Source organism: Roseateles sp. GW821-FHT09G03 (assembly GCF_059416045.1).
On record NZ_JBWKOK010000003.1, the window covers coordinates 481940 to 502323 of the forward strand.

General features: G+C 67.5%; 20 protein-coding genes. 9 read left to right on the forward strand and 11 right to left on the reverse strand.

Features of this window, described 5'->3' with window-relative positions:
* Positions 1–8: 8 nt before the first annotated feature.
* The 9 genes from AC07OZ_RS14325 to AC07OZ_RS14365 all read left to right on the forward strand — a co-directional run bounded on the left by AC07OZ_RS14325 (position 9) and on the right by AC07OZ_RS14365 (position 9668).
* Positions 9–1217 carry a glycosyltransferase family 4 protein gene (locus tag AC07OZ_RS14325; protein WP_495467764.1) on the forward strand — a complete coding sequence of 403 codons (1209 nt, stop codon included), beginning with the start codon at positions 9–11 and terminating at the stop codon, positions 1215–1217.
* Between the two features lie 112 nt (positions 1218–1329).
* Complete coding sequence (locus tag AC07OZ_RS14330) at positions 1330–2055, forward strand: class I SAM-dependent methyltransferase (protein WP_495467765.1); 726 nt, start codon at positions 1330–1332, stop codon at positions 2053–2055.
* Positions 2052–3239 carry a DegT/DnrJ/EryC1/StrS family aminotransferase gene (locus AC07OZ_RS14335; protein WP_495467766.1) on the forward strand — a complete coding sequence of 396 codons (1188 nt, stop codon included), beginning with the start codon at positions 2052–2054 and terminating at the stop codon, positions 3237–3239. Before AC07OZ_RS14330 ends, AC07OZ_RS14335 begins: the two co-directional genes overlap by 4 nt.
* 27 nt (positions 3240–3266) lie before the next feature.
* Positions 3267–3860 carry a sugar transferase gene (locus tag AC07OZ_RS14340; protein ID WP_495467767.1) on the forward strand — a complete coding sequence of 198 codons (594 nt, stop codon included), beginning with the start codon at positions 3267–3269 and terminating at the stop codon, positions 3858–3860.
* A gap of 17 nt (positions 3861–3877) precedes the next feature.
* Positions 3878–5758: a polysaccharide biosynthesis protein gene (locus AC07OZ_RS14345; RefSeq protein ID WP_495467768.1), complete on the forward strand. Its 1881-nt coding sequence runs from the start codon at positions 3878–3880 to the stop codon at positions 5756–5758.
* A 93-nt stretch (positions 5759–5851) separates the two neighbouring features.
* The gene (locus tag AC07OZ_RS14350; protein WP_495467769.1) at positions 5852–6019 is read left to right on the forward strand and encodes a hypothetical protein; all 168 of its coding nucleotides are present in this window, start codon (positions 5852–5854) and stop codon (positions 6017–6019) included.
* Positions 6016–7350, forward strand: coding sequence for a class I SAM-dependent methyltransferase (locus AC07OZ_RS14355; RefSeq protein ID WP_495467770.1), 1335 nt, complete (start codon positions 6016–6018; stop codon positions 7348–7350). Before AC07OZ_RS14350 ends, AC07OZ_RS14355 begins: the two co-directional genes overlap by 4 nt.
* Before the next feature lie 19 nt (positions 7351–7369).
* The gene (locus tag AC07OZ_RS14360; protein WP_495467771.1) at positions 7370–8851 is read left to right on the forward strand and encodes a hypothetical protein; all 1482 of its coding nucleotides are present in this window, start codon (positions 7370–7372) and stop codon (positions 8849–8851) included.
* Between the two features lie 7 nt (positions 8852–8858).
* The gene (locus AC07OZ_RS14365; RefSeq protein ID WP_495467772.1) at positions 8859–9668 is read left to right on the forward strand and encodes a 2OG-Fe(II) oxygenase; all 810 of its coding nucleotides are present in this window, start codon (positions 8859–8861) and stop codon (positions 9666–9668) included.
* Between the two features lie 60 nt (positions 9669–9728).
* On the opposite strand, the gene AC07OZ_RS14370 is transcribed toward AC07OZ_RS14365, so the two are convergent.
* The 11 genes from AC07OZ_RS14370 to rfbF all read right to left on the reverse strand — a co-directional run bounded on the left by AC07OZ_RS14370 (position 9729) and on the right by rfbF (position 20336).
* The gene (locus AC07OZ_RS14370; RefSeq protein ID WP_495467773.1) at positions 9729–10535 is read right to left on the reverse strand and encodes a glycosyltransferase family protein; all 807 of its coding nucleotides are present in this window, start codon (positions 10533–10535) and stop codon (positions 9729–9731) included.
* Between the two features lie 5 nt (positions 10536–10540).
* The gene (locus tag AC07OZ_RS14375; protein ID WP_495467774.1) at positions 10541–11470 is read right to left on the reverse strand and encodes a glycosyltransferase family 2 protein; all 930 of its coding nucleotides are present in this window, start codon (positions 11468–11470) and stop codon (positions 10541–10543) included.
* Positions 11457–12752 (reverse strand): hypothetical protein, encoded by a 1296-nt coding sequence (locus AC07OZ_RS14380; protein ID WP_495467775.1) that lies wholly within the window; start codon positions 12750–12752, stop codon positions 11457–11459. Before AC07OZ_RS14380 ends, AC07OZ_RS14375 begins: the two co-directional genes overlap by 14 nt.
* A complete protein-coding gene (locus AC07OZ_RS14385) occupies positions 12749–13534 on the reverse strand; it encodes a glycosyltransferase family 2 protein (protein ID WP_495467776.1) in 786 nt (261 codons plus the stop codon). The genes AC07OZ_RS14380 and AC07OZ_RS14385 overlap by 4 nt, the downstream gene beginning before the upstream one ends.
* Positions 13535–13562: 28 nt before the next feature.
* Positions 13563–14810: a glycosyltransferase gene (locus AC07OZ_RS14390; RefSeq protein ID WP_495467777.1), complete on the reverse strand. Its 1248-nt coding sequence runs from the start codon at positions 14808–14810 to the stop codon at positions 13563–13565.
* Positions 14807–15805 (reverse strand): glycosyltransferase family 2 protein, encoded by a 999-nt coding sequence (locus AC07OZ_RS14395; protein ID WP_495467778.1) that lies wholly within the window; start codon positions 15803–15805, stop codon positions 14807–14809. The genes AC07OZ_RS14390 and AC07OZ_RS14395 overlap by 4 nt, the downstream gene beginning before the upstream one ends.
* Complete coding sequence (locus AC07OZ_RS14400; protein WP_495467779.1) at positions 15802–17112, reverse strand: flippase; 1311 nt, start codon at positions 17110–17112, stop codon at positions 15802–15804. Before AC07OZ_RS14400 ends, AC07OZ_RS14395 begins: the two co-directional genes overlap by 4 nt.
* A gap of 61 nt (positions 17113–17173) precedes the next feature.
* Entirely contained in the window at positions 17174–17581 is a 408-nt protein-coding gene (locus tag AC07OZ_RS14405) for a polysaccharide biosynthesis C-terminal domain-containing protein (protein ID WP_495467780.1), read from the reverse strand.
* A complete protein-coding gene (locus AC07OZ_RS14410) occupies positions 17571–18473 on the reverse strand; it encodes an NAD-dependent epimerase/dehydratase family protein (RefSeq protein ID WP_495467781.1) in 903 nt (300 codons plus the stop codon). The genes AC07OZ_RS14405 and AC07OZ_RS14410 overlap by 11 nt, the downstream gene beginning before the upstream one ends.
* 19 nt (positions 18474–18492) lie before the next feature.
* Positions 18493–19566, reverse strand: coding sequence for a CDP-glucose 4,6-dehydratase (gene rfbG, locus AC07OZ_RS14415; protein ID WP_495467782.1), 1074 nt, complete (start codon positions 19564–19566; stop codon positions 18493–18495).
* Positions 19563–20336, reverse strand: coding sequence for a glucose-1-phosphate cytidylyltransferase (rfbF, locus tag AC07OZ_RS14420; RefSeq protein WP_495467783.1), 774 nt, complete (start codon positions 20334–20336; stop codon positions 19563–19565). Before rfbF ends, rfbG begins: the two co-directional genes overlap by 4 nt.
* Positions 20337–20384 lie beyond the last annotated feature (48 nt).

Consider the following 20384-nt stretch of genomic DNA (forward strand, 5'->3'; position numbering starts at 1 on the left):
TTCTTCCCATGAAGCTGCTGCTGATCAACCACTACGCCGGCTCCCCGAAGCACGGCATGGAATTCCGACCGTTCTATCTCGCCCGCGAATGGGTCCGGAACGGGCACCAGGCGCTGATCCTGGGCGCGTCGTACTCGCATGTCCGCACCACGCAGCCCGAACCCGGCATGGCGGCGATGAGCGGCGTGAACTACCTGTTCTACGACACGCCCGAGTACCAGGGCAACGGCACGGGCCGGGTCAAGAACATCTGGTCCTTCTGCCGCCAGGTCTGGAAGGACGCCGACATCCTGGCGCGCGAGTTCGCGCCGGACGTCGTGATCGCGTCCAGCACCTACCCGATGGACATCTGGGTCGCGCGCCGCGTGGCGAAGCTGGCCAAGGCCAAGCTGGTCTACGAGGTGCACGACCTCTGGCCGCTGTCGCCGATCGAGCTGTCCGGCATGTCGAAGTGGCACCCGTTCGCGATGCTCTGCCAGAAGGCGGAGAACGACGCCTACCGCGACGCCGACGTCGTCGTGTCGATGCTGCCGAAGGTCCATCAGCACATGGCCGCGCACGGCCTCGACCTGAAGAAGCTGCACATCGTGCCCAACGGCATCACGCTCGATGAATGGTCCGAACACGGCGAACCGCTCGAGCCCGCGATCCAGGCGCACCTCGACGCCGAGCGGGCGGCGGGGCGGACCGTCGTCGGCTACGCGGGCTCGATGGGCGAGCCCAACGCGTTGGATGTGCTGCTGGATGCGGCGAAGCTGACGAAGGATCTGAGCTTCGTGCTCGTCGGCGGTGGACACTTGCGCGACAAGCTCGAAGCGCGCGTGCGCGACGAGGGCCTCACCAATGTCGCGATGTTCCCCGCGATCCCGAAGGCGCAGATCCCGTCGCTGCTGAAGGGCTTCGACATCGCCTACATCGGCTGGCAGCGCACGCCGATCTACCGTTTCGGCATCGCGCCCAACAAGCTGATGGACTACATGATGGCGCAGCGGCCGGTGCTGCATTCGGTGGAAGCGGGCAACGATCCGGTCGCCGAGGCCGGTGCCGGCCTGACGGTGCCGCCGCAGGATCCGAAGGCGGTCGCGGAGGGCCTGCTCAAGCTCGCCGCCGTCCCGGCCGAGGAGCGCGCCGCCATGGGCCGGCGCGGTCGCGAGTTCGTGCTGGCGAATCACACCTATCCGGTGCTGGCACAGCGCTTCATCGACGCGGTGTCCTGAGCCGTCGGCCTCGTTTCCAGCGTCCGGCTTCCCGCAGTACTTTCCTGATTCCCGCAGTCCCCCGCAGTCCCGATCAACGCAGTCCTCACCACGGCCCTTCGCCGACGACGACATGACCCAGGACCGAGAACTCCAGGCCATCGCCCAGCGTTACGCCCGGCGCGACCAGCGGCTGGCCGGGCTGGAGCGCTACAGCCTGCTGCGCCCCGAGGTCTGGCAGATGCTGCACGAGCGCCAGGCCGCGATGCTGCGTCTGCTGGCCGCGCACCGGGCGTCGCTGGCGGATCCGACGGTGCCGCTGAGCAGCTGGCGGATGGCCGAGGTCGGCTGCGGCGCCGGCGGCAACCTGATGGACATGCTCCGCCTCGGCCTGCAGCCGCAGCACCTGACCGGCATCGAGCTGCTGCCCGAGCGGCTGGAGGCCGCGCGCGCCGCGCTGCCGCAGCAGGTGCGGCTGCTGGCGGGCGACGCGTCGCAGGCGGAGGTCGAAGCCGGCAGCCAGGACCTGGTGCTGCAATCGACGGTGTTCTCCTCGATCCTGGACGACGGCCTGCAGCGCCGGCTCGCCGAGGCGATGTGGCGCTGGGTGGCGCCGGGCGGGGCGGTGCTCTGGTACGACTTCATCGTCGACAATCCGCGCAATCCCGACGTCCGGGGCGTGCCGCTGAAACGCGTGCGCGCGCTGTTCCCCGAGGGCCGGATGGCGGTGCGCCGCGTCACGCTGGCCCCGCCGATCGCGCGTGCCGCCTGTCGCGTCCACCCTGGCGCCTACCGCGTCCTCAACACGATCCCCTTCCTGCGCAGCCACGTGCTGGCGCTGATCACCAAGACACCATGAGCACCAACGATCCCAAGCCCGAGGCCAAGCTCCCGTTCCTGCCGTTCGCGCTGCCCGAGCTGGGCGACGAGGAGATCGCCGAGGTCGTCGACACGCTGAAGAGCGGCTGGATCACGACCGGCCCGAAGGCCCGTCGCTTCGAGCAGGCCTTCGCCGAATTCCTCGCCGAGCCGCAGATCGAATGCATCGCCGTCAACTCCGCGACCGCCGGCCTGCACCTGGCACTGGAGGCCCTGGGCATCGGCCCCGGCGACGAGGTCATCACGACGACGCACACCTTCACCGCGACGGCGGAGGTGGTGCGCTATCTGGGCGCGGACGTGAAGCTGGTCGACATCGACCCGGCGACGATGAACATCGCGATCGACCAGATCGAGGCCGCGATCACGCCGCGCACGAAGGCGATCATTCCGGTGCACTACGCCGGCCTGGCGGTGGACATGCTGACCTTGCTGGACATCGCGCGCAAGCACGGCCTGAAGGTGGTCGAGGACGCCGCGCACGCGCTGCCCACGACGCTGGAGAAGGAGCTGATCGGCACGATGGGCAGCAACGCCACCGTGTTCAGCTTCTACGCCAACAAGACGATGACCACGGGCGAGGGCGGCATGCTGGTCACGCGCGATCCGGAGCTGGCCAAGCGCGCCCGCGTCATGCGCCTGCACGGCATCAACCGCGATGCGTTCGACCGCTTCACCGCGAAGGTGCCGAGCTGGTACTACGAGATCGTCGCGCCCGGCTTCAAGTACAACCTGACCGACATCGCCGCGGCGCTGGGGCTGCACCAGCTCAAGCGGCTGCCCGCCTTCCAGAAGCGCCGCGAGCAGATCGCGGCGCGCTACTTCGAGGCGCTCGCCGACCTGCCGCTGATCCTGCCGCCGAAGGCGCCCAACGAGGACGTCCACAGCTGGCACCTCTACGTGCTGCGCCTGTCTGACGCGACCGACGTCTCGCGCGATCTCTTCATCGAGCGCATGTTCGAGCAGGGCATCGGCTGCAGCGTCCACTACGTGCCGCTGCATCAGCATCCGTACTGGCAGGAGCTCTACAGACTGACGCCGGAGATGTTCCCCGAATCGCAGAAGGCCTACGAGCGCACGGTCACGATCCCGCTGTACACGGCGATGACCGACGAGCAGGTCGAGCGCGTGATCGTCGCGGTGCGCCGCAGCCTGGGCTTCTGAGCCACCACGGCGGAAACGGGACGGCCGATGGCCAAGCGACTCTTCGACATCCTCTGCGCCGGTGTGGGCCTGCTGCTGCTGAGCCCGCTGCTGCTGGCCGTGGCGGTGTGGGTCAAGGTGGACTCGCGCGGGCCGGTGATGTTCCGGCAGGAGCGGGTGGGGCGCTTCGGGCGCACCTTCCGCATCCACAAGTTCCGGACGATGCGCGTCGACGCGCCGGCGCTCGGTCCGCAGATCACGATCGGCGACGACGCGCGCATCACGCGCAGCGGCCGCTGGCTGCGCGCGAGCAAGGTCGACGAGCTGCCGCAGCTGTGGGACGTGCTGCGCGGCGCGATGAGCCTGGTGGGGCCGCGGCCCGAGGTGCCGCGCTACGTGGCGCTGTACCCGGAGGAGCTGCGGGCGCTGGTGCTGTCGGTGCGGCCGGGCATCACCGATCCGGCCTCGCTGAGCTTCCGCAATGAGAGCGAGCTGCTGGCGCAGGCCGAGGATCCCGAGCGCGAGTACGTGGAGGTCGTCATGCCGATGAAGCTGCGGCTGGCGGCGGACTACGTGCGCAATGCCAGCCTGGGCGGCGACATCCGGCTGATCCTGGCGACGCTGGGCGCCATCAAGGCCTGAGAGAACAAGAGAACACGATGAACTGGTTGTCCCTGGATGCCTTCCTGACGCGGATCCGCCCGTACCGCGAGGCGCTTGCGCTCGCGCTGGACATGGTGGCGGTGGCGCTCGCATGGCAGGCGACCTACCTGTTCCGGCTGGGGTTCGAGCGCTGGTTCGAAGCCCGGCCCGACTACGACCACTGGGTGATGCTGGGCATCGTGGCACTGTACGGCGCGCTGCTGAAGCTGTTCCAGGTGCCCAAGGGCATGTGGCGCTTCAGCGGCTTCGGCGAGGTCAAGCGGCTGGCGGCGGTGTGCGTCACCGCAGGTCTGATCGCCGCGGTGGCGGTGCTGATGGCGCAGCTGACCAAGGTGCCGCGCGCGGTGCTGGCGCTGCATCCGGTGTTCACGCTGATGGTGCTGGCGATGATCCGCATGGGGTATCGCATGCTCTACGAGCACATGCGCAGCCGCATCAGCGGCAGCGCGCTGGAGCAGCGCCGGGCGCTGGTGATGGGCGCGGGCGATGCCGGGCGCCTGCTGGTGGCGGGGATCCAGCATCAGCAGGGCTGGGTCGTGGTGGGTTATCTGGACGACGCGCCGGAGAAACGCGGCGCGCGCGTGGCCGGGGTGCCGGTGATCGGCGTGCTGGAGGACGCGACCCGGCTGGCGGACATGCATGGCATCACGCACGTGATCGTGGCGATGCCGGCGGCGACGACGGTGCAGCGGCGGCGCGCATTGGACTTGGCCGGGAAGACCGGGCTGGCGGTGCTGACGGTGCCGAGCAGCCAGGAACTGCTGGCGGGGCGCGCGGTGAACCAGGTGCGGGACATCGAGCCGGAGGACCTGCTCGGCCGCGAGCCGGTGGAGCTGGACGAAGGCGGCATCAGCGAGTGCATCGGCGGCAAGGTGGTGCTGATCACCGGCGCGGGCGGCTCGATCGGGTCGGAGCTGTGCCGGCAGGTGGCGCGGTATGGCCCGTCGAAGATCGTGCTGTACGAGCTGAGCGAGTTCGCGCTGTACCGGATCGAGCAGGAGCTGAGCGAGAAGTTCCCGCACATCCCGCTGGTGCGGCTGATCGGGGACGTGAAGGACCTGGAGCACCTGCGCTTCACGTTCGGGAAGTACCGGCCGCAGATCGTCTTCCATGCGGCGGCCTACAAGCATGTGCCGTTGATGGAGGAGGAGAACGCGTGGGCGGCCCTCCGCAACAACACGCTGGGGACGTATCACGCATGCACGGCGGCGGCTGAATCAGGGGCCGAGCGCTTCGTGATGATCTCGACCGACAAGGCGGTGAATCCGACGAACGTGATGGGGGCGACGAAGCGAGCTGCTGAGCTCGTCATCAGCCACATGGCCGGGCAGGGGCATGCGACGAAGTTCATGGCGGTCCGCTTCGGCAATGTGCTGGGCTCGAGCGGGAGCGTGATTCCGAAGTTCAAGGAGCAGATCGCGAAGGGCGGGCCGGTGACGGTGACGCATCCGGACATCACGCGCTACTTCATGACGATCCCGGAAGCGGCGCGGCTGGTCGTCCAGGCCGGGGCGATCGGGGAGTCGGGGCAGGTCTTCGTGCTCGACATGGGAGAGCCGGTGAAGATCGTGGATCTGGCGAAGACGATGATCCGGATGTCGGGGCAGGGCGCCGCGGACGTCAAGCTGGCGTTCACCGGTCTGCGTCCCGGCGAAAAACTATACGAGGAACTCCTCAGCGACAGCGACCGGACGCTGCCCACGCCCTTCGATCGCCTGCTGCTGGCGCGTCTGGACGACCCGATCACGCGACCCGGCGTGGACACCTTGCTCGCCGCTGCCCGCACGTCGGGCAGCCGCCCCGATGCCGAGGCCCGCCATCTGTTGCAAATGGTTCTCGGCGGAGAGTTCCGATCGGGGCTCGCACAGGGTCGATGACATTGATGTGAAAATGCCGCCTCAAGCAAACGATGACGCACAGACGTTAGAGGGAAGCCAGGGGGTTGCATGAATGTTCGACATCTCGGTGCGGTGGCACTGATCCTGTGTGTGCCGTTGAGCGCCCACGCCTACGTGGACCCAGGCTCCGGCATGTTGATCTGGCAAGGGCTGATCGCCCTGGTCGGCGCGTTGATCGTGTTCGTGCGCAATCCGATGGCGTCGTTGAAACGCCTGATCGAGCGCTTCAAACGCAAATGAGGGATCCGGCCGCCCGCCTCGTGATGGAGGCGGATCGCGTGGTGCGCGAGCTGCGGGAGCCGTTGGCGCCCACGCATTTCCTGCGTTCCGATCTGGCTCGCCGCTGGCGTGAGCAAGGCGACCTCGTCGACTTCGAGATCCTGGACGACCGCACGGTGTCCGCCCGACGGGTCACGTTCGTGAGCCTGCCGCCGGAATGGTGTGACCTGCAGCTGTTCCAGGCGGCCGAACTGACGCTGCGCCTGCAACGGGAGGCCGTCGAGGCGGGTTTCGACCTGAAGGACGCGTCCGCCTGGAATGTCATCTTCGACGGCGGACGGCCAGTGTTCTGCGACCTCATGTCCTTCGAGCCGCTGGGCGACAAGCGCTGGTGGGCTGCGGGGCAGTTCGCGCGACACTTTGTACTGCCGCTGCTGCTGTCGCGGCGGCGTGGTCTGCGCGCTCACAAGAATTTCCAGGCCTGGCGGGATGGCGTCCCGCACGAGGTGGCTCGCGACATGCTGGGGCTCGCACGGTTTTTCGGCCGCTACTGGCCGCTGATGGCAGGGGCCTCAGCCCCGGCGCCCGGCGCCGTGGTGGCCGCCGATGGCCGACGCTCGACGGGCGGCGATCTTGCGCCGGTCCGGCGCTTCCGCGAAGGGTTGCATCAGTCGCTGTCGTGGATGCTCCGCGGGGTCGATCCACGCCGGGGTGCAGGTGCCGCTACCACCTGGACCCACTACACCAATGAACGCGCCCACTACAGCGATGTCGACCTGGAGGCCAAGCGCACGCAGTTGACACGGTGGCTTGCCGCGCAGTCTCGCGAGTGGGTGCTGGACTTCGGGTGCAATTCGGGCGAGTTCTCGCGTCTGGCGGCAGCGACTGGGTCGCGTGTGATCGCGGTCGACGCCGATCACGGCGCCGTGCAGGCGGGGGTGAGGCAGGACAGCGCCCGCATCCACTGGGTCGTGGCGCCGATGGATGATCTGCGCGGGGGCTACGGATGGTCCGGCACGGAGCACCCGGGCCTGCCGGAACGTCTGCGCGGTGGCGCCGACATGACGCTGATGCTGGCCCTGCTGCATCACCTTGTGATCGGTGCGTCGATTCCGCTGCAGCGCGTGGCCGAATTTGCCGCGTCCTGTACGCGGGACGCGCTGGTGGTCGAGTTGATCGAGCCGACCGATCCCCAGATCATCCTCATGCGATCGCAGCGGCAACGCGAGGACGCGTTCCCCGCGGTGGAGGTCCAGTTGCGGGCCTTTCTTGACGCTGGATTCGTCGTGCAGGAGCGGGTGCCGCTCCCCTCTGGAGAACGGGTGCTGGTCCTGCTGAGGCGGACCCGTTGAAGCGCCGACCGCTCCGGAAATGAAGCATCGGCTGCTTGTCCTGACCGTTCTGGTCTGGCTGTCCGCGCTGGCGGAAGTCACCATGCGCGACCGCTATCACGACATGCTGGCGCAGGTCGACAATTTTGCCTGGCTGTCCGCCTTCCCGATCCTGGTGGTGGGCGACCTCCTGGTCACCGCGGCCCTGCGGCGATTCGGCTGGCGCGAGGCTGGCGGCGCGTACGCGGGTCTTTCCGTCCGGCACTTCCTGCTGGCCGTGGGGCTCTGGTTGTGGATGGTGCCGGGCAATGGGCCCAAGCTGGCCCATTTCGTCGAGGCGCTCATCGCATCGGCAGGCGCCTGGGGCCTGTTCTGGCTCTGCGACCACCGCTGGGGGGCGGGTCTGCGGCGTTGGGGTGCGTCGCGCGGACCCGTTGCGCTGACCGTGGCGGCCATCGCCTTCGTCGCGGCGCCGCCGATCGTGCTCGCGGCGCGCTCGCACCAGGTGTCCTGGCCCGACGCGCGCCATGGGGCTCAGGAGCGCCCCGCCCCTGGAGGCGCGAGCGCCGGGGACGGGCAAGTGCTGGTGCTCATCCTGGATGAACTCAGCGACAAGTCCGCGGAGCCGGTGGTGCGCGCGCTGGCCGACGAAGGTTTCTTGGTCGCCCGCCGTGCCCTCGCGCCCGTCGGCGACGCCACGGCCAAGGTCATCCCCGCGATGTGGCTGCGCAGGCCTTTTCCGCAGGCGCGACCCTGTGGCGTCGCGGCGATCTGCAGCGGCCTTGACCTGCTGGACTTCTCGAATGTCGACGTGAGCTGGCCCGATGTCGACGTGGTCGGTTTCTATCACCCGTACTGCGCGATGCGAGGTCTGCGGTGGTGCCGGAGGGTGTCGCCACCCTCGGCATTCGGCGATGCCCAACGGGTGGCCTGCGCGCTCAGCCGCCGGCTGCTGCTGCCGCCGGCGGAGAGTTGCCAGCGCGCGCGGAATACGCCGTGGCTCGATCTGGTGGCGCGCGCGGAATCTGCGTACTGGGACGCGCCGTTCTGGGAGCGCAAGGGCCTGCTGTTCGCGCATCTGCCGATCCCGCATCCGCCGGGTCCGGACCCCGAGGCGACCCTGGTGGCCCACTACGCCGCGGGCGTCGCCCATGCAGCCGCCCTCGTCGCGCGGTCGGCCCGCCAGTTGAAGCAGGTGCGCGACGCCGCGGCGACCGCGCCGACCTGGATCGTCATCACCTCGGATCATCCGTTGCGGGTCCGCGAGTGGTGCACGAACGGTGCCTACTCGCCACGGCGCTGCGCGGGTGCCGACACCCTGGCCGACGACGCCGTGCCTCTCATCGTCGGGGCCTTCGGCGAAGGTGCGGCCGCTGCCGATCTGAGCCCCTATCGCTCCAACCAGCAGTTGTTCGATCTGGTGACGGCCTTGCGGTTGCCTGCCGACAAGGGCCCCGATGAAACTGGACGACAATCCGAGCCACCCCAGGGGCGGGATCGGCCCCGGACCGAGCATCAGTGAGAGCGCAATGAACAGGACAGAAATGGCGGACCACATCGTGGCCCGTCTCGAAGACGCCATCGATCAGCTCGCGGCGCAATGGCGCGCCAGCGGCAAGGTATCCCATTGCTACATCGACGACGTGCTGCCGGTCGACGTCGCCATGAAGATCCGGGACGCTTATCCGCGCGGGGAGAACATGCGGATCCGCAAGACCTTGCGGGAACTGAAGTACGTCGCGGCCCAGATGGATGCCTACGATCCGATCCTCGAGGAGGCTCTGTATGCCTTCCAGGACCCGCGCGTCGTCGATCTGGTCGGACGCATCACCGGCCTGCAGAAACTGCAGCCGGACGAGCTGCTGTATGCGGGAGGCATCTCGATGATGTCCCGAGGGCACTTCCTCAATCCGCACCTGGACAACTCGCACGACAAGGATCGGCAGTTGTATCGGGTGCTGAACCTGCTCTATTACGTCTCGCCCGGCTGGTCGATGGACCATGGCGGCAACCTCGAACTGTGGCCCGAAGGCATCGAGGGGGGCCAGACGACCGTGGAGAGCCGGTTCAACCGGCTGGCCATCATGATCACCAACCGGCACTCGTGGCACTCCGTCTCCCCGGTGAAGTCCGACGACATGCGCTGCTGCGTTTCCAACTACTACTTCTCCGAGGCGCCCGCCGACGAGCAGGCGTACTTCCACGTCACCTCATTCCGTGGACGCCCGGAGCAACGTGTGCGCGACCTGATGCTGCGCGCCGATGCCGGGCTGCGGATGTCGCTGCGCAAGCTCTTCCCCAAGGGTGCGGTCCAGACCAAGCACTACTACAAGAAGTGATCGGTCGCTGAGGACGCCGCGACCCTCCGGGCGGGCCGACCGCCCCGTCCGTTCGACGATCTAGCGGGGGAGCCGGCGCATGGCGGCGGCGTTGCGCTGGCGCCGGGTCTTGTCCAGGAACCAGCCCCATTTGCTGAAATACCGCATCGCCGAGGCGAGGTGATACCCCAGCAGCTTCCTGTTGCGATAGGAGCCCTTGCCATAGGCGTGCGTGGCCTGCACCGCGGGCAGGAAGCAGATCTCGCCGCGGTCGCCCAGGCGGCGAACGAGGTCCACATCCTCCATGTACATGAAGTAGCGCTCGTCGAATCCGCCGATGGCGGTCAGGTCGGCGGTCCGGACCATGAGCATGCAACCTGACAGCGTCGGCACGATGCTTGGGCGGTCCAGGGGGAGGCTCCGCAGCTCATAGGTCCGGTTCAGGCGCTCGCGCATGCCGGACGGCAGGAAACGGCGGGCAAACAGGTCGAAAGGCGTCGGCAGCAGCTTGCAGAGGTGCTGCGGCGTTCCATCCGGAAAGACGATGCGGGGCATCAGTGCCGTGACGGCGGGAGACGTCCGCATGGCCTCGCGCAGCGCCGGCAGGACGGTCCCGTCGAACTCGACGTCGGGATTGAGCAGGAGATGGACGCCGTCCTCCGCCAACTGGCGGATCGCGACGTTGTGCCCCGCGCCGAATCCCAGATTCCGCTTCGTATGGACATGCCGCACCCGCGGATGCGAGAACCACGTGCTGCTGAGCGGGATCGGCGAGTTGTCCACCACGTGCAGCAATCCGTCGTCCGCGCCCTCGATGTAGGACGCGATCGCCTTCTCGAAGAGCTCGGGCGGGTTGTTGAAGAGAACGAGCGAAGCAGTCAGTCGCATCGGGGTCACATCATCAGGAAGAAGGCCAGGTTCCGGATCGGTCCTACCTTGCCGAAGCCGGCGCGCCAGGCGCGGAACTGGCGCAGCAGAGGCGGCACGCGGTCGAGCGTTCCGTACAGGCGCAGCATCGGGAGGTCGGGATGATCCGCGGGAAGGCGGTCGGCGAGTGCCAGCGCCTGCAGGCGCGTCTGGTGGAGGCGGGCGCGATAGCCGGCAGGACCGCGACGCAGTTCCCGGAGCACGGTCATGAGGCCGCCCTGCTTGGCCCCGACCTGGTTGCGCCCGTGCTGCCGGTAGGCGATGCCGGGACGCCGGATGTGGCCGATGCGTCCAAGCGCCAATGCCAGGAGCATGAACCACCAGTCGTGCATGGCGGCACGCGCGGGGATCGGCAGCGCCGTGGCGAGGACGGCGCGGTTGACGATCATCGAGCATCCCGGCGTCGGGTTCTGCGCCAGCAACTGGGCGAGCGTCGGCAGGCGGCGCCCGTCCTGTCCCTGCAGCTCGAGCAGGGACGGGTGGAGCAGGCGGAGTTCCGCGTCGACGACCTCCAGATCGCAGTAGACGGCGATCGGGGTCTGCGCGCCGGTTTGCGACTCGAGCCGCTGCATCTCCTGCACCGCGTCGGCGATCTTGTGCGGGAACCAGATGTCGTCCTGGTCCGCCGGCATGGCGTAAGGCGCCTCGGTGTGGCGCAGGCATTCGGAGAAGTTGCCGTTGACGCGCAGGTTGCCCAGCGTGTCCTCGACGACCTTCAGCGGTCTCTGCCCTTGCTCTGCCCAGCGCCGCACGATCGCGAGCGAGTCGTCTGCGGAGCCGTCGTCGCGGACGACCAGGCGCCAGTCCTGGAATGTCTGCTTGTCCAGGCTCTCCAGGAATTCGGGCAGATACGCCGCGCCGTTGTACAGGCCGAGCGCGATATCAACTTGATGCATGGTGACGCAACGACGGGCCGCGAAGGCCCGCCAGATGGAACAGATGAGCGGGGATGAGCACGAGGATGGACGCGAGCAGGATGCTCGACAGGGTGGACAGCGCGTAGTCGACGTCGCCGCTGACGCTGATCAGCGAGAAGTACAGCAGAAAGGCCAACAGTCCGGCGAAGAAGCCGCGATGGGGGCGCTGGTAGAGGTGAGCCTGCAGCCAGCCTATCGTCAGTCCCAGCACGCCCGAATAGACGACACCCCACCAGCCGAAGAAGTGGAAGCCGAAGACGTTGTGACGCGGGTTCGGGCCGGCGAGGTAATCCAGGCCGGGGAAGATGATCTCGGTGAACTGCAGCCCCATGTTCTTGTAGATCCAGTCGCCGGGGATCACGCGGAAGGTGCTGAGCGCGCCCCCGAACAGACCGATGACCGGGTTGTCGCCCTGGACGTAGCGCATCGTGTCGTCGACGTAGGCGTAGATGTAGATGTCGCCGAAGCTCACCAGCCGGAACGCCAGATTCAACAGCACCTGCTCGGCGTCACCCTGCGACTGCACGGCCAGGACGGCGAAAGAGAACACCGCGGCCGCGGCGAATGCGATGACCCCGAGCCGGCTGCCCATGAAACTCGTCTGCGACCGGTCGGAGACCAGGATCCGGACCACGAAGTAGACCTGCAGGATGCTGAGCAGCGCGCCCTTGGATCCCGAGAACGCGATGTACACGAGCAGCCAGGTCACGACGCCCAGCGTCATCCAGGTCGCGCGCGATCGGAACTTCGTCCAGAGCAGCAGGCCGGCGAAGCTCAGGATGAAGAAGGCGCCGGTCTCGAAGCGTTCGATGATCCCGAGCCCGCCCGAGCCCGCGAAGGCGCCCAGCCGCGAGGCGTTGAACAGCGGGATGCCGGTCAGCCCCCACTTGACCGCGGTCGCCGAGAAATGCACCAGCAGCGCGAAGAAGACCACCCAGTTCACGAGCGCGTACGGCGGATCGAAGGCCGGCGCGCGCGCGCCGGCGTTCATCCGCTTGACGTACAGCAGGGCCGCGTACAGGGCCGCCTGCGACGCCATGTAGTACTGGAGGTGCCCCACGCGGATGTCGCCGTTGATCCACATGAAGGTGACCAGCGTGAAGCCGAACCAGTCGGCCAGGATCACGAGGAACAGCGGATCGAAAAGATTGACCGCGAGCCGGCGCGCCAGCCAGTAGTGCAGCGGAGCGAAAAGCAGCAGCAGCGCGAGATAGGTCTCGAGCTGGTCCGAGATGGTGACGAGGTAGAGCAGCGGGCTCATGGGCGCAGCAGCAGGTTCCGGACTTTCACCATCAGGTTCCGGACACGCTTGACCGGACCGTACGGCCAGCCGAGGTGCCGGTCGATCAAGGCGAGGCGCATCGACTCGAACTTCGTGTCAGGCCGGCTGGAGGCGCCGGCGTCCTCGAACAGGGAGACCGCCAGCGGCATGTGCCGGAACGGCACGCCCGCGCCCCAGAGCTCGATGTTGTATTTGTAGTCGGCCAGCAGGCCGGCATCGAGGTCGTACGGCTTGGACCGGAAGACCTCGGCGGGATAGAAGATCGCCTGGTGGCAGATGTTCTGCTGCATCAGCCGGTAGGTGCTCATCTCGCCGCAGTAGGCCCGGCCCGAGGACTTCAGGATGACGTCGCCGTAGAAGACGGAGCGCGCATCGTCGAGCCGGGCGGCGACATGCTCGAGGATGTCCGGCGCGGTCAGCGTGTCGTCGGCGCCGAGGAAGAGCAGCCAGCGCCCGCGTGCGAGCGCGAGGGCCTTGTTCATCGCATCGTAGATGCCCTTGTCGGGCTCGCTGATCCACGCGGTGATGTGTGCCTCGTGGCGGCGGAGGATGTCCAGCGTGCCATCGGTGGAGCCCCCGTCGATCACCACGTATTCCATGTCGGTGAAGGTCTGCGCGGCGACGCTGCGGATCGTGGCGTCCAGTGTCGCGGCGCCGTTGCGGACCACCGTGGCGATTGTGATCAGGGGGCGATCACCGGAGGTTGGCAGTTGCGGCGGCAGGATGTCCTGACGTGCCGGGCGGTCGGTAGCGGTGGTCATGGGGCAGGGCTTGTACGGAACGGTGCGCTTACCGCGTGGCGGCGTCGCGATAGAGGTCCAGGTATTGGCGTGCGACGGTATCGTAGGACCAGAGACGCTCGGCACGCGCCCGTGCGTGCGCGGACATCGCGGCCCGGCGCGCATCATCGCGCAGCAGCGCCAGCATCGCATCGGCGAGATCGCCGCTGTCGAACGGCCGGGCCAGGAGTCCGCTGTCGCCGTGCGCCACGACGTCGCGCAGGCCCGTGGCATCGAAGGCCACGACGGGGCAGCCGCAGGCCTGGGCCTCCGAACCGGTCTGCCCGAAGGATTCCTGCCGCGAAGGCACGACCAGCAGATCGGCCGCGCTGTAGAGCGCCGACAGCGTGTAGTCGTCGTACACGTGCCCCATCCAGTGCAGGGGCATGCCGAGGCGGGGAGGATCCGGTGGCTCGCTCTGCCCGAACAGCACGGCCTCGACGCCGGGCTGTTCCCGGGCGACCTTGGCCAGCGCCGGCTGCAGCAGGTCCCACCCCTTGTAAGTGAGCTGCGTGCCTTTGATGGCACCGAAAAGAACCAGGGGCTTGTCGACGGGCAGGTTGAGCAATCGGCGCGCCGCCGCCCGGTCCATCGGTTTGAACCGGGACAGGCACAGCGGATTGGGAATGACCGACACCGGCCAGGACTTCATCAGGGCACTGCCCGCCACGCATTGCGCCAGCCACCGGCTGGGCGTGACGATGTGCATCGGGGTCTTCCAATGCGCCTGCTTGCGCCGCCATGCCCAGCGGTCGACGTCGAAGCGGCCGGTCTTCAAGGCAGGTTCGTACCCCTGGCGCCAACGGGCTGCGGCGGTGTCCTCGGCGAGGTGCTCCGCGCCGCAGAAGGCCCACATGTCGTGCAGCGTCCAGACGATGGGCTTGCGGATCCGGCCGATCGTTTCCACGGACAGGAAGCCCGCGCAGATCCAGTGCAGATGCACGACGTCCGCGAGTTCCGCGTTGATCGCGGCGGCCCGGATGCGCCCTGACCAGCCGGTCGACCGCGGCATGGGATCGGGCATCGCGCCGAGACGCAGCGGGAGACCGTCGAGCGTGGGCGAGATCACTGCCGCCAGCCGCGAAGTCAGCCGGGGATCGGCGCCGCGCACGGTGATGTCATCATTCGTCTTGTCGGCCACGACCATGCGCGACGTCGCCTCCTGCGAGGCACCGAGTGCCTGGTGGATGCGCGAGGCGGCACGGGCCGCGCCGCCAAGCCTGTCGCCGGAGTAGTGGACGACGCGAAGGAGGTTCATGACGGACGCGCCCGCTTTCCCCGGAGCAGCCGGTAGGCGGTCTTCAACCACGCGTAGGTGCCAGAACGCACCAGCCAGTCCGAGAACTTGAGCTTGAGCGCATGGCGGTCGTGGAAGTCCGGGTAAAGATTCTGGATCTCCAGGATCGGCATGCCGGTGGCACGCATGGGCAACAGGAACCGGAACGACGAGATCTTGCGATGGAAAGCCTGCTCGAACCGCAGGTTCGCGCGCTGCGCGGGGCCTGCAGGCAGGTGTCGGCGGTACACGGCGATCTCATACGGAATCTGCCGGTAATACACATCCAGCAGGTTGTAGCTCTTGGCCGCCATGCGCAGGGCGACCAGAGGGAAACCCGGGATCATGATTTTCGGCGTCCGGCCCCCCAGATGCCGGTCGTCCAGCAGTGAGAACCAGTAGCAGCCGTAGCCGTGAGCGGTGCCGAACAGCGCCTCGAAGTGAACCGCCTGCAGGTGGGCAGAGCGCACCAGGACGGCGCCGAACATGCCCTTGTCCCGCAGGTCGTCGAATGCCTGGAAGACATCGCCGTAGGTTCCGGCGGGAAGTTTGAAATGACTGCCGACGACCCGGTCCGCGGCATCGATGAGGACGCCGTTGAAGATGGCCAGATCCGGGGCTTCCTGGTCGATCAGGGTCAGCAGCCGGGGCAGCTCGCCGTCCAGGAAGTGGTCGTCGTCGCCGAGGAAGTAGAGGTAGTCCCCGGCCGCCATGTTCCGCACGGCATACATGCTGGCGTCGATCGGGAGCCGCCGTGGCTGTTTCTGATAACGCACCCTCAATCCGGGAGGGGCCTCGGCGAGCAGGGCGTGCAGCGCGGAATAGTCCTCTTCGGACGCGTTGTCGGAGATGCATATCTCCACGCGCTGTCGATCCCAATCCGCCTTGAAGATCGATCGCAGCGCTCCGCACAGGAGGTCGCAGCGGTTCAGCGTCGGAATGCAGATGCTCAGCGTCGGTGTCGTCGGGGAACTCATGAGCGGAGCGTCTTCAGGATGCGGAGCGAGCTGCACTGCAGACGGAACAGGTCGGGCGCGAGCACGGCGTTGACGAGAAAAGCCTGCACGAATTGCGAACTGACGGTGGCGATGGCGGCGCCGTACGCGCCGTAGCGCGGTGTCAGGACCAGGTTGAGGAGGAGTGCCGTCACCGCGCCACTCAACGCCTGGTGAAGGGCGAGCTTGGACCTGCCTTCGTTGATCAGCCAGACGCTCTGCATGACGCCCAGGCAGACCGGGATGAAGGTCAGCGCGTGGATCATGAGGATAGGCGCAGAGGCTGCGTACTGGGCGCCGTAGAGCAGGCCGACGAACTGTCGGGCACCCAGTGCGTTCAGCGCCACCACGGAGAGCGACAGACCCCACATGGCGGCGAAGGCCTTGAGCAGGATCCGGCGATGACCATCGCCGCCGGCGGCCCGCTGGCGGGAAACGATGGGGGCGATGCTGCTGCCCAGCGCCATCGGGATGAAATACCACATCTCCGACAGCGTGGCCGCCACGCTGTAGAGCCCGACCTCTGCACTGCCCGCCGATTCGCGCAGGAACACGACGCTGACCCGCATGTAGAGCAGGATCGACAGTCCCGACAGCAGCAGCGGCCAGGACTGCGTCAGCAAGGTGCGCGCCAGCGCGCCGTCCCACTCCCAGCGGCGCTCGGTCCGGTAGCCCGAGTAGGCCAGGCCCAAGGCCACGGCGGCCAGGCCGGTTTCCAGGGCGTTGGCGGCGGCGAAGGCCGGCAGAGTGGCGCCGAGCTGGATCAGCAGCACCTTGAATGCGGCTGTCGCCAGGTAGGACGCGATCTTGGCGACGACGGTCCGGCGGCTCTGGATCCTGCTCTGGAACCACAGGTCGATCACGTCGGACACCTGGAAGAGCATTGCCAGGCCCGCCAGGAGCACGACGACCGAGGTCGTCACCTCCTCCCGCTGGAACAGCGTGATCCATGCACCCAAGGCCAGATAGGCCACGCCTGCGGCCATGAGTCGAAGGCGCAGCGCCGTGCCCAGGACGCGGTGGGCCTGGGACGGCATGGCGGCGATGTCGCGCACGACCAGGTTGTCCAGCCCGAGGAGCGACACGGCCTGGAACATCGAGATGAAGGCGATCGCATAGGCCAGCGTGCCGTAGCGCTCGGGACCGAGATAGCGGGCGACCCAGGCGCTGACAAAGATGGCCACCAGGAACCGCGTCAGCTTGTCCGCCAGGAGCCAGGCGACATTGGTGCTGAACGCCCGGGCCTCGGGCCGGTGCTTCAGGAAGGCGGGGAAACGGAATCCGGTCATGAGGCGGAGCCGCGGGCGACACCCGACAAGCGTGGACTGCGCGCCGACGCGCGGCGGTGCGTCACAGCTCGATCGGCGGATGGGCGACGGTGTCCACGGGGTCGTAGCGCCGATCGGTGTAGGCCATGAGGAGGTAATCGCGCCCATCGACGCCGATCAGCGAATGGGCCACTCGCGGATTGATCCGCACGGTGATAGGCGCGTCGTCGCTGAGCAGCAGGGAGGCGGACTCGCCCGTGTCGACGTGGCGCAGGTTCAGCTTCACCTGGCCTTCCAGCAGGGTGAACCACTCCGTGGCGATGTCGTGATAGTGGTTGGCGCGAGTCTTGCCCTGATCGCCGCGGATCACATAGATCTCGCCGAACGCCACGGGCAGGTCCGGCTCGAGGCCGGTCATCGTCTTCAGGAAGAAGCCGCGCTCATCGACCAGCTTGCGACGTTCGATGATTTGATAGAGATCAGTGCTCATGGAGGGCCAGAACGGTCTTCTCGACAGCGGTCTGCAGATCGGTAAAGGGCAGGTCGCCCAACAGTGCGCGAAGTCGGGCGTTGTCCGCCACGCATCGCATCGGATCCTGGGCCCGGTAGGGCAGGGCGCCGAACTTGAGCGCCGGTGCCAGTCCCAGCTGCTCCAGCGCCGCGGCCACGTAGCCGATGAACGAGCGCAGGCTGATGCCTTGTCCCGTCCCGACATTCAATGTCCGCAGTTCCGGGGCTGCCGGAGTGGCGACGAGGCGATGCAGCACGGCGAGCAGGTCGGGCACGAACATGAAGTCACGCAGTTGTTCGCCACCGGTCAGGGGGATCTCTTCGCCGGCACGCGCCTTGCGCGCGATGAACGGGATGAGCCGCTCGGCAGGTTCGCCCGGGCCGAAGATGTTGAACAGCCGCAGGAAGGTCAGCGGTAGGGTGTCGCCATATTGCTTCAGGCTGTAGTGGAGCGTGGTCTTGGAGATCGCGTAGGGCGACTTGGGATCGAGCGGAGCCGATTCGTCCAGCTGCCGGGTCGAGTCCGCGTACTCGTAGGCGGTGCCGAACAGGAAGGTCTGGGCGGCCAGCCCTTCCTCGACCAGCGCATCCACGAGATGGAGCGCGCCGACGGTATTGACAGCCAGGAGTTCCGACAAGGTGCTCTGGTCTCGCGTCACGCCGAGCGAGGCGAAATTGAGCACATGGGTGGGACGGACCTCCCGCACCGCTGCGCGCACGCTCGCCTTGTCGCGCAGATCAACGGTGAGGCCCTGGTCCGGGGCATGCCTGCGGCCACTCAGCGCGATGATCTCCGTGCCGGGCGGCGCGGCATCCACGAACGCGCGACCGAGAAAGCCGTTGCCTCCGGTGAGCAGGATGCGTTGCGTCATCACGGGGCCCTGAACTGGTTCAGTCATCGCGTTGGAAGGCGTCGATCTGGGCCAGCGTGCAGGCGCGCATGTCCTGCCCCGACCGCCATGCGCGATGCCAGTCGATGATGCGTGCCAGCGCGGTCTCTAGCGTCCAGCGCGGCGCCCATTGCAGACGCTGCCGTGCCTTGGAGATGTCCAGCTTCAGGAAGCTGGCCTCGTGGGGGTGATCGCCGGGCTGCAGCGTCCATGTCGCGCCGTCTCCCCAGGATTCGCACAGGCGTTCGACGATCCATTGCACCGGGCGGGCGTCGTCGTCGCGCGGACCGAAGTTCCAGCCTTCCGCATCGGCCTGACCGTGCGTGTACAGCCGCTCGGCCAGCAGCAGGTAGCCCGACAGCGGTTCCAGCACGTGCTGCCAGGGGCGGATCGCGTGCGGGTTGCGGATCAGGACTGGCGTGCCGGACTGCAGCGCGCCGAGGACGTCCGGGATCAGGCGGTCGAGCGCCCAGTCACCGCCGCCGATGACATTTCCCGCACGCGCCGTCGCCATGGCGATGCCGGCGTCCTTGAGGAAGGACTTGCGGTAGGCCGAGGCGACCAGTTCCACGCAGCCCTTGCTGTTGGAATAGGGGTCGTGGCCGCCCATGGGTTCGTCTTCGCGATAGCCCCAGACCCATTCGCGGTTCTCGTAGCACTTGTCCGTCGTGACGTTGACGATGGCCTTGACCGAGCCGGCATGACGCGCCGCCTCGAGGACATGCACCGAGCCCATCACATTGGTGGCGTAGGTCTCGACCGGCTGCTGGTAGGACAGGCGCACCAAGGGCTGCGCCGCCATGTGCAGGACGATCTCGGGACGGAACTCGTCCATCTGCGCCTTCACCGCCGCGAAGTCGCGGATGTCGGCGTTCCGGTGCTCCATGCCGTCGGCGACGCGTGCGACGTTGAACATCGCGGGCTGCGTCGGCGGGGCCAGCGAGACGCCGCGCACCACGGCACCCATCGACTGGAGCCACAGGCTGAGCCAACTGCCCTTGAAGCCGGTGTGCCCCGTCAGCAGGACTCGCTTGCCAGCCCAGAACGTCGGCGAGGTCCGCTGCGTCGTGCTCATGGCCACATCTTCCAGGGCGCCTGCCCTGACGCCCACAGCGACTCCAGCAGATGCTTGTCGCGCAGCGTATCCATCGGCTGCCAGAAGCCCGTGTGTTCGTAAGCCATCAACTGTCCGGTCTCGGCCAGCGTGTTCAGCGGCTCCTGTTCCCAGGTCGTCGCGTCGCCGGTGATGTGATCGAGCACCGACGGCGAGAGCACGAAGAAGCCGCCGTTGATCATGGCGCCGTCGCCCTTGGGCTTCTCCTTGAAGCTCATGACCTGGTGCTGGCGGATGTCGAGCGCGCCGAAGCGGCCGGGCGGGTAGGTTGCCGTGAGCGTGGCGGCCTTGCCGTGCGACTTGTGGAAGGCGATCGTGGCGGAGATGTCGATGTCGCCCACGCCATCGCCGTAGGTGAAGCAGAACGCCTCTTCGTCCTTGACGTAGTCCGCCACGCGCCGCAACCGTCCGCCGGTCATGGAGTCGTCGCCGGTATCCACCAAGGTGACGTTCCAGGGCTCGGCCCGCTTGTGATGCACCTCCATGCGGTTGTGGCGCATGTCGAAGGTGACATCGGACATGTGGAGAAAGTAGTTGGCGAAGTATTCCTTGATGACGTAGCCCTTGTATCCGCAGCAGATCACGAAGTCGTTCACGCCATGGTGGGAGTACATCTTCAGGATGTGCCACAGGATCGGCTTGCCGCCGATCTCCACCATGGGCTTGGGCCGCGTGGCGGTTTCCTCGCTCAGCCGGGTGCCCAAGCCGCCGGCCAGAATCACTGCTTTCATCGAGAGATCCTCAGAATCGATGCGTCCTGCGTGCCGGCGACGGTCTGA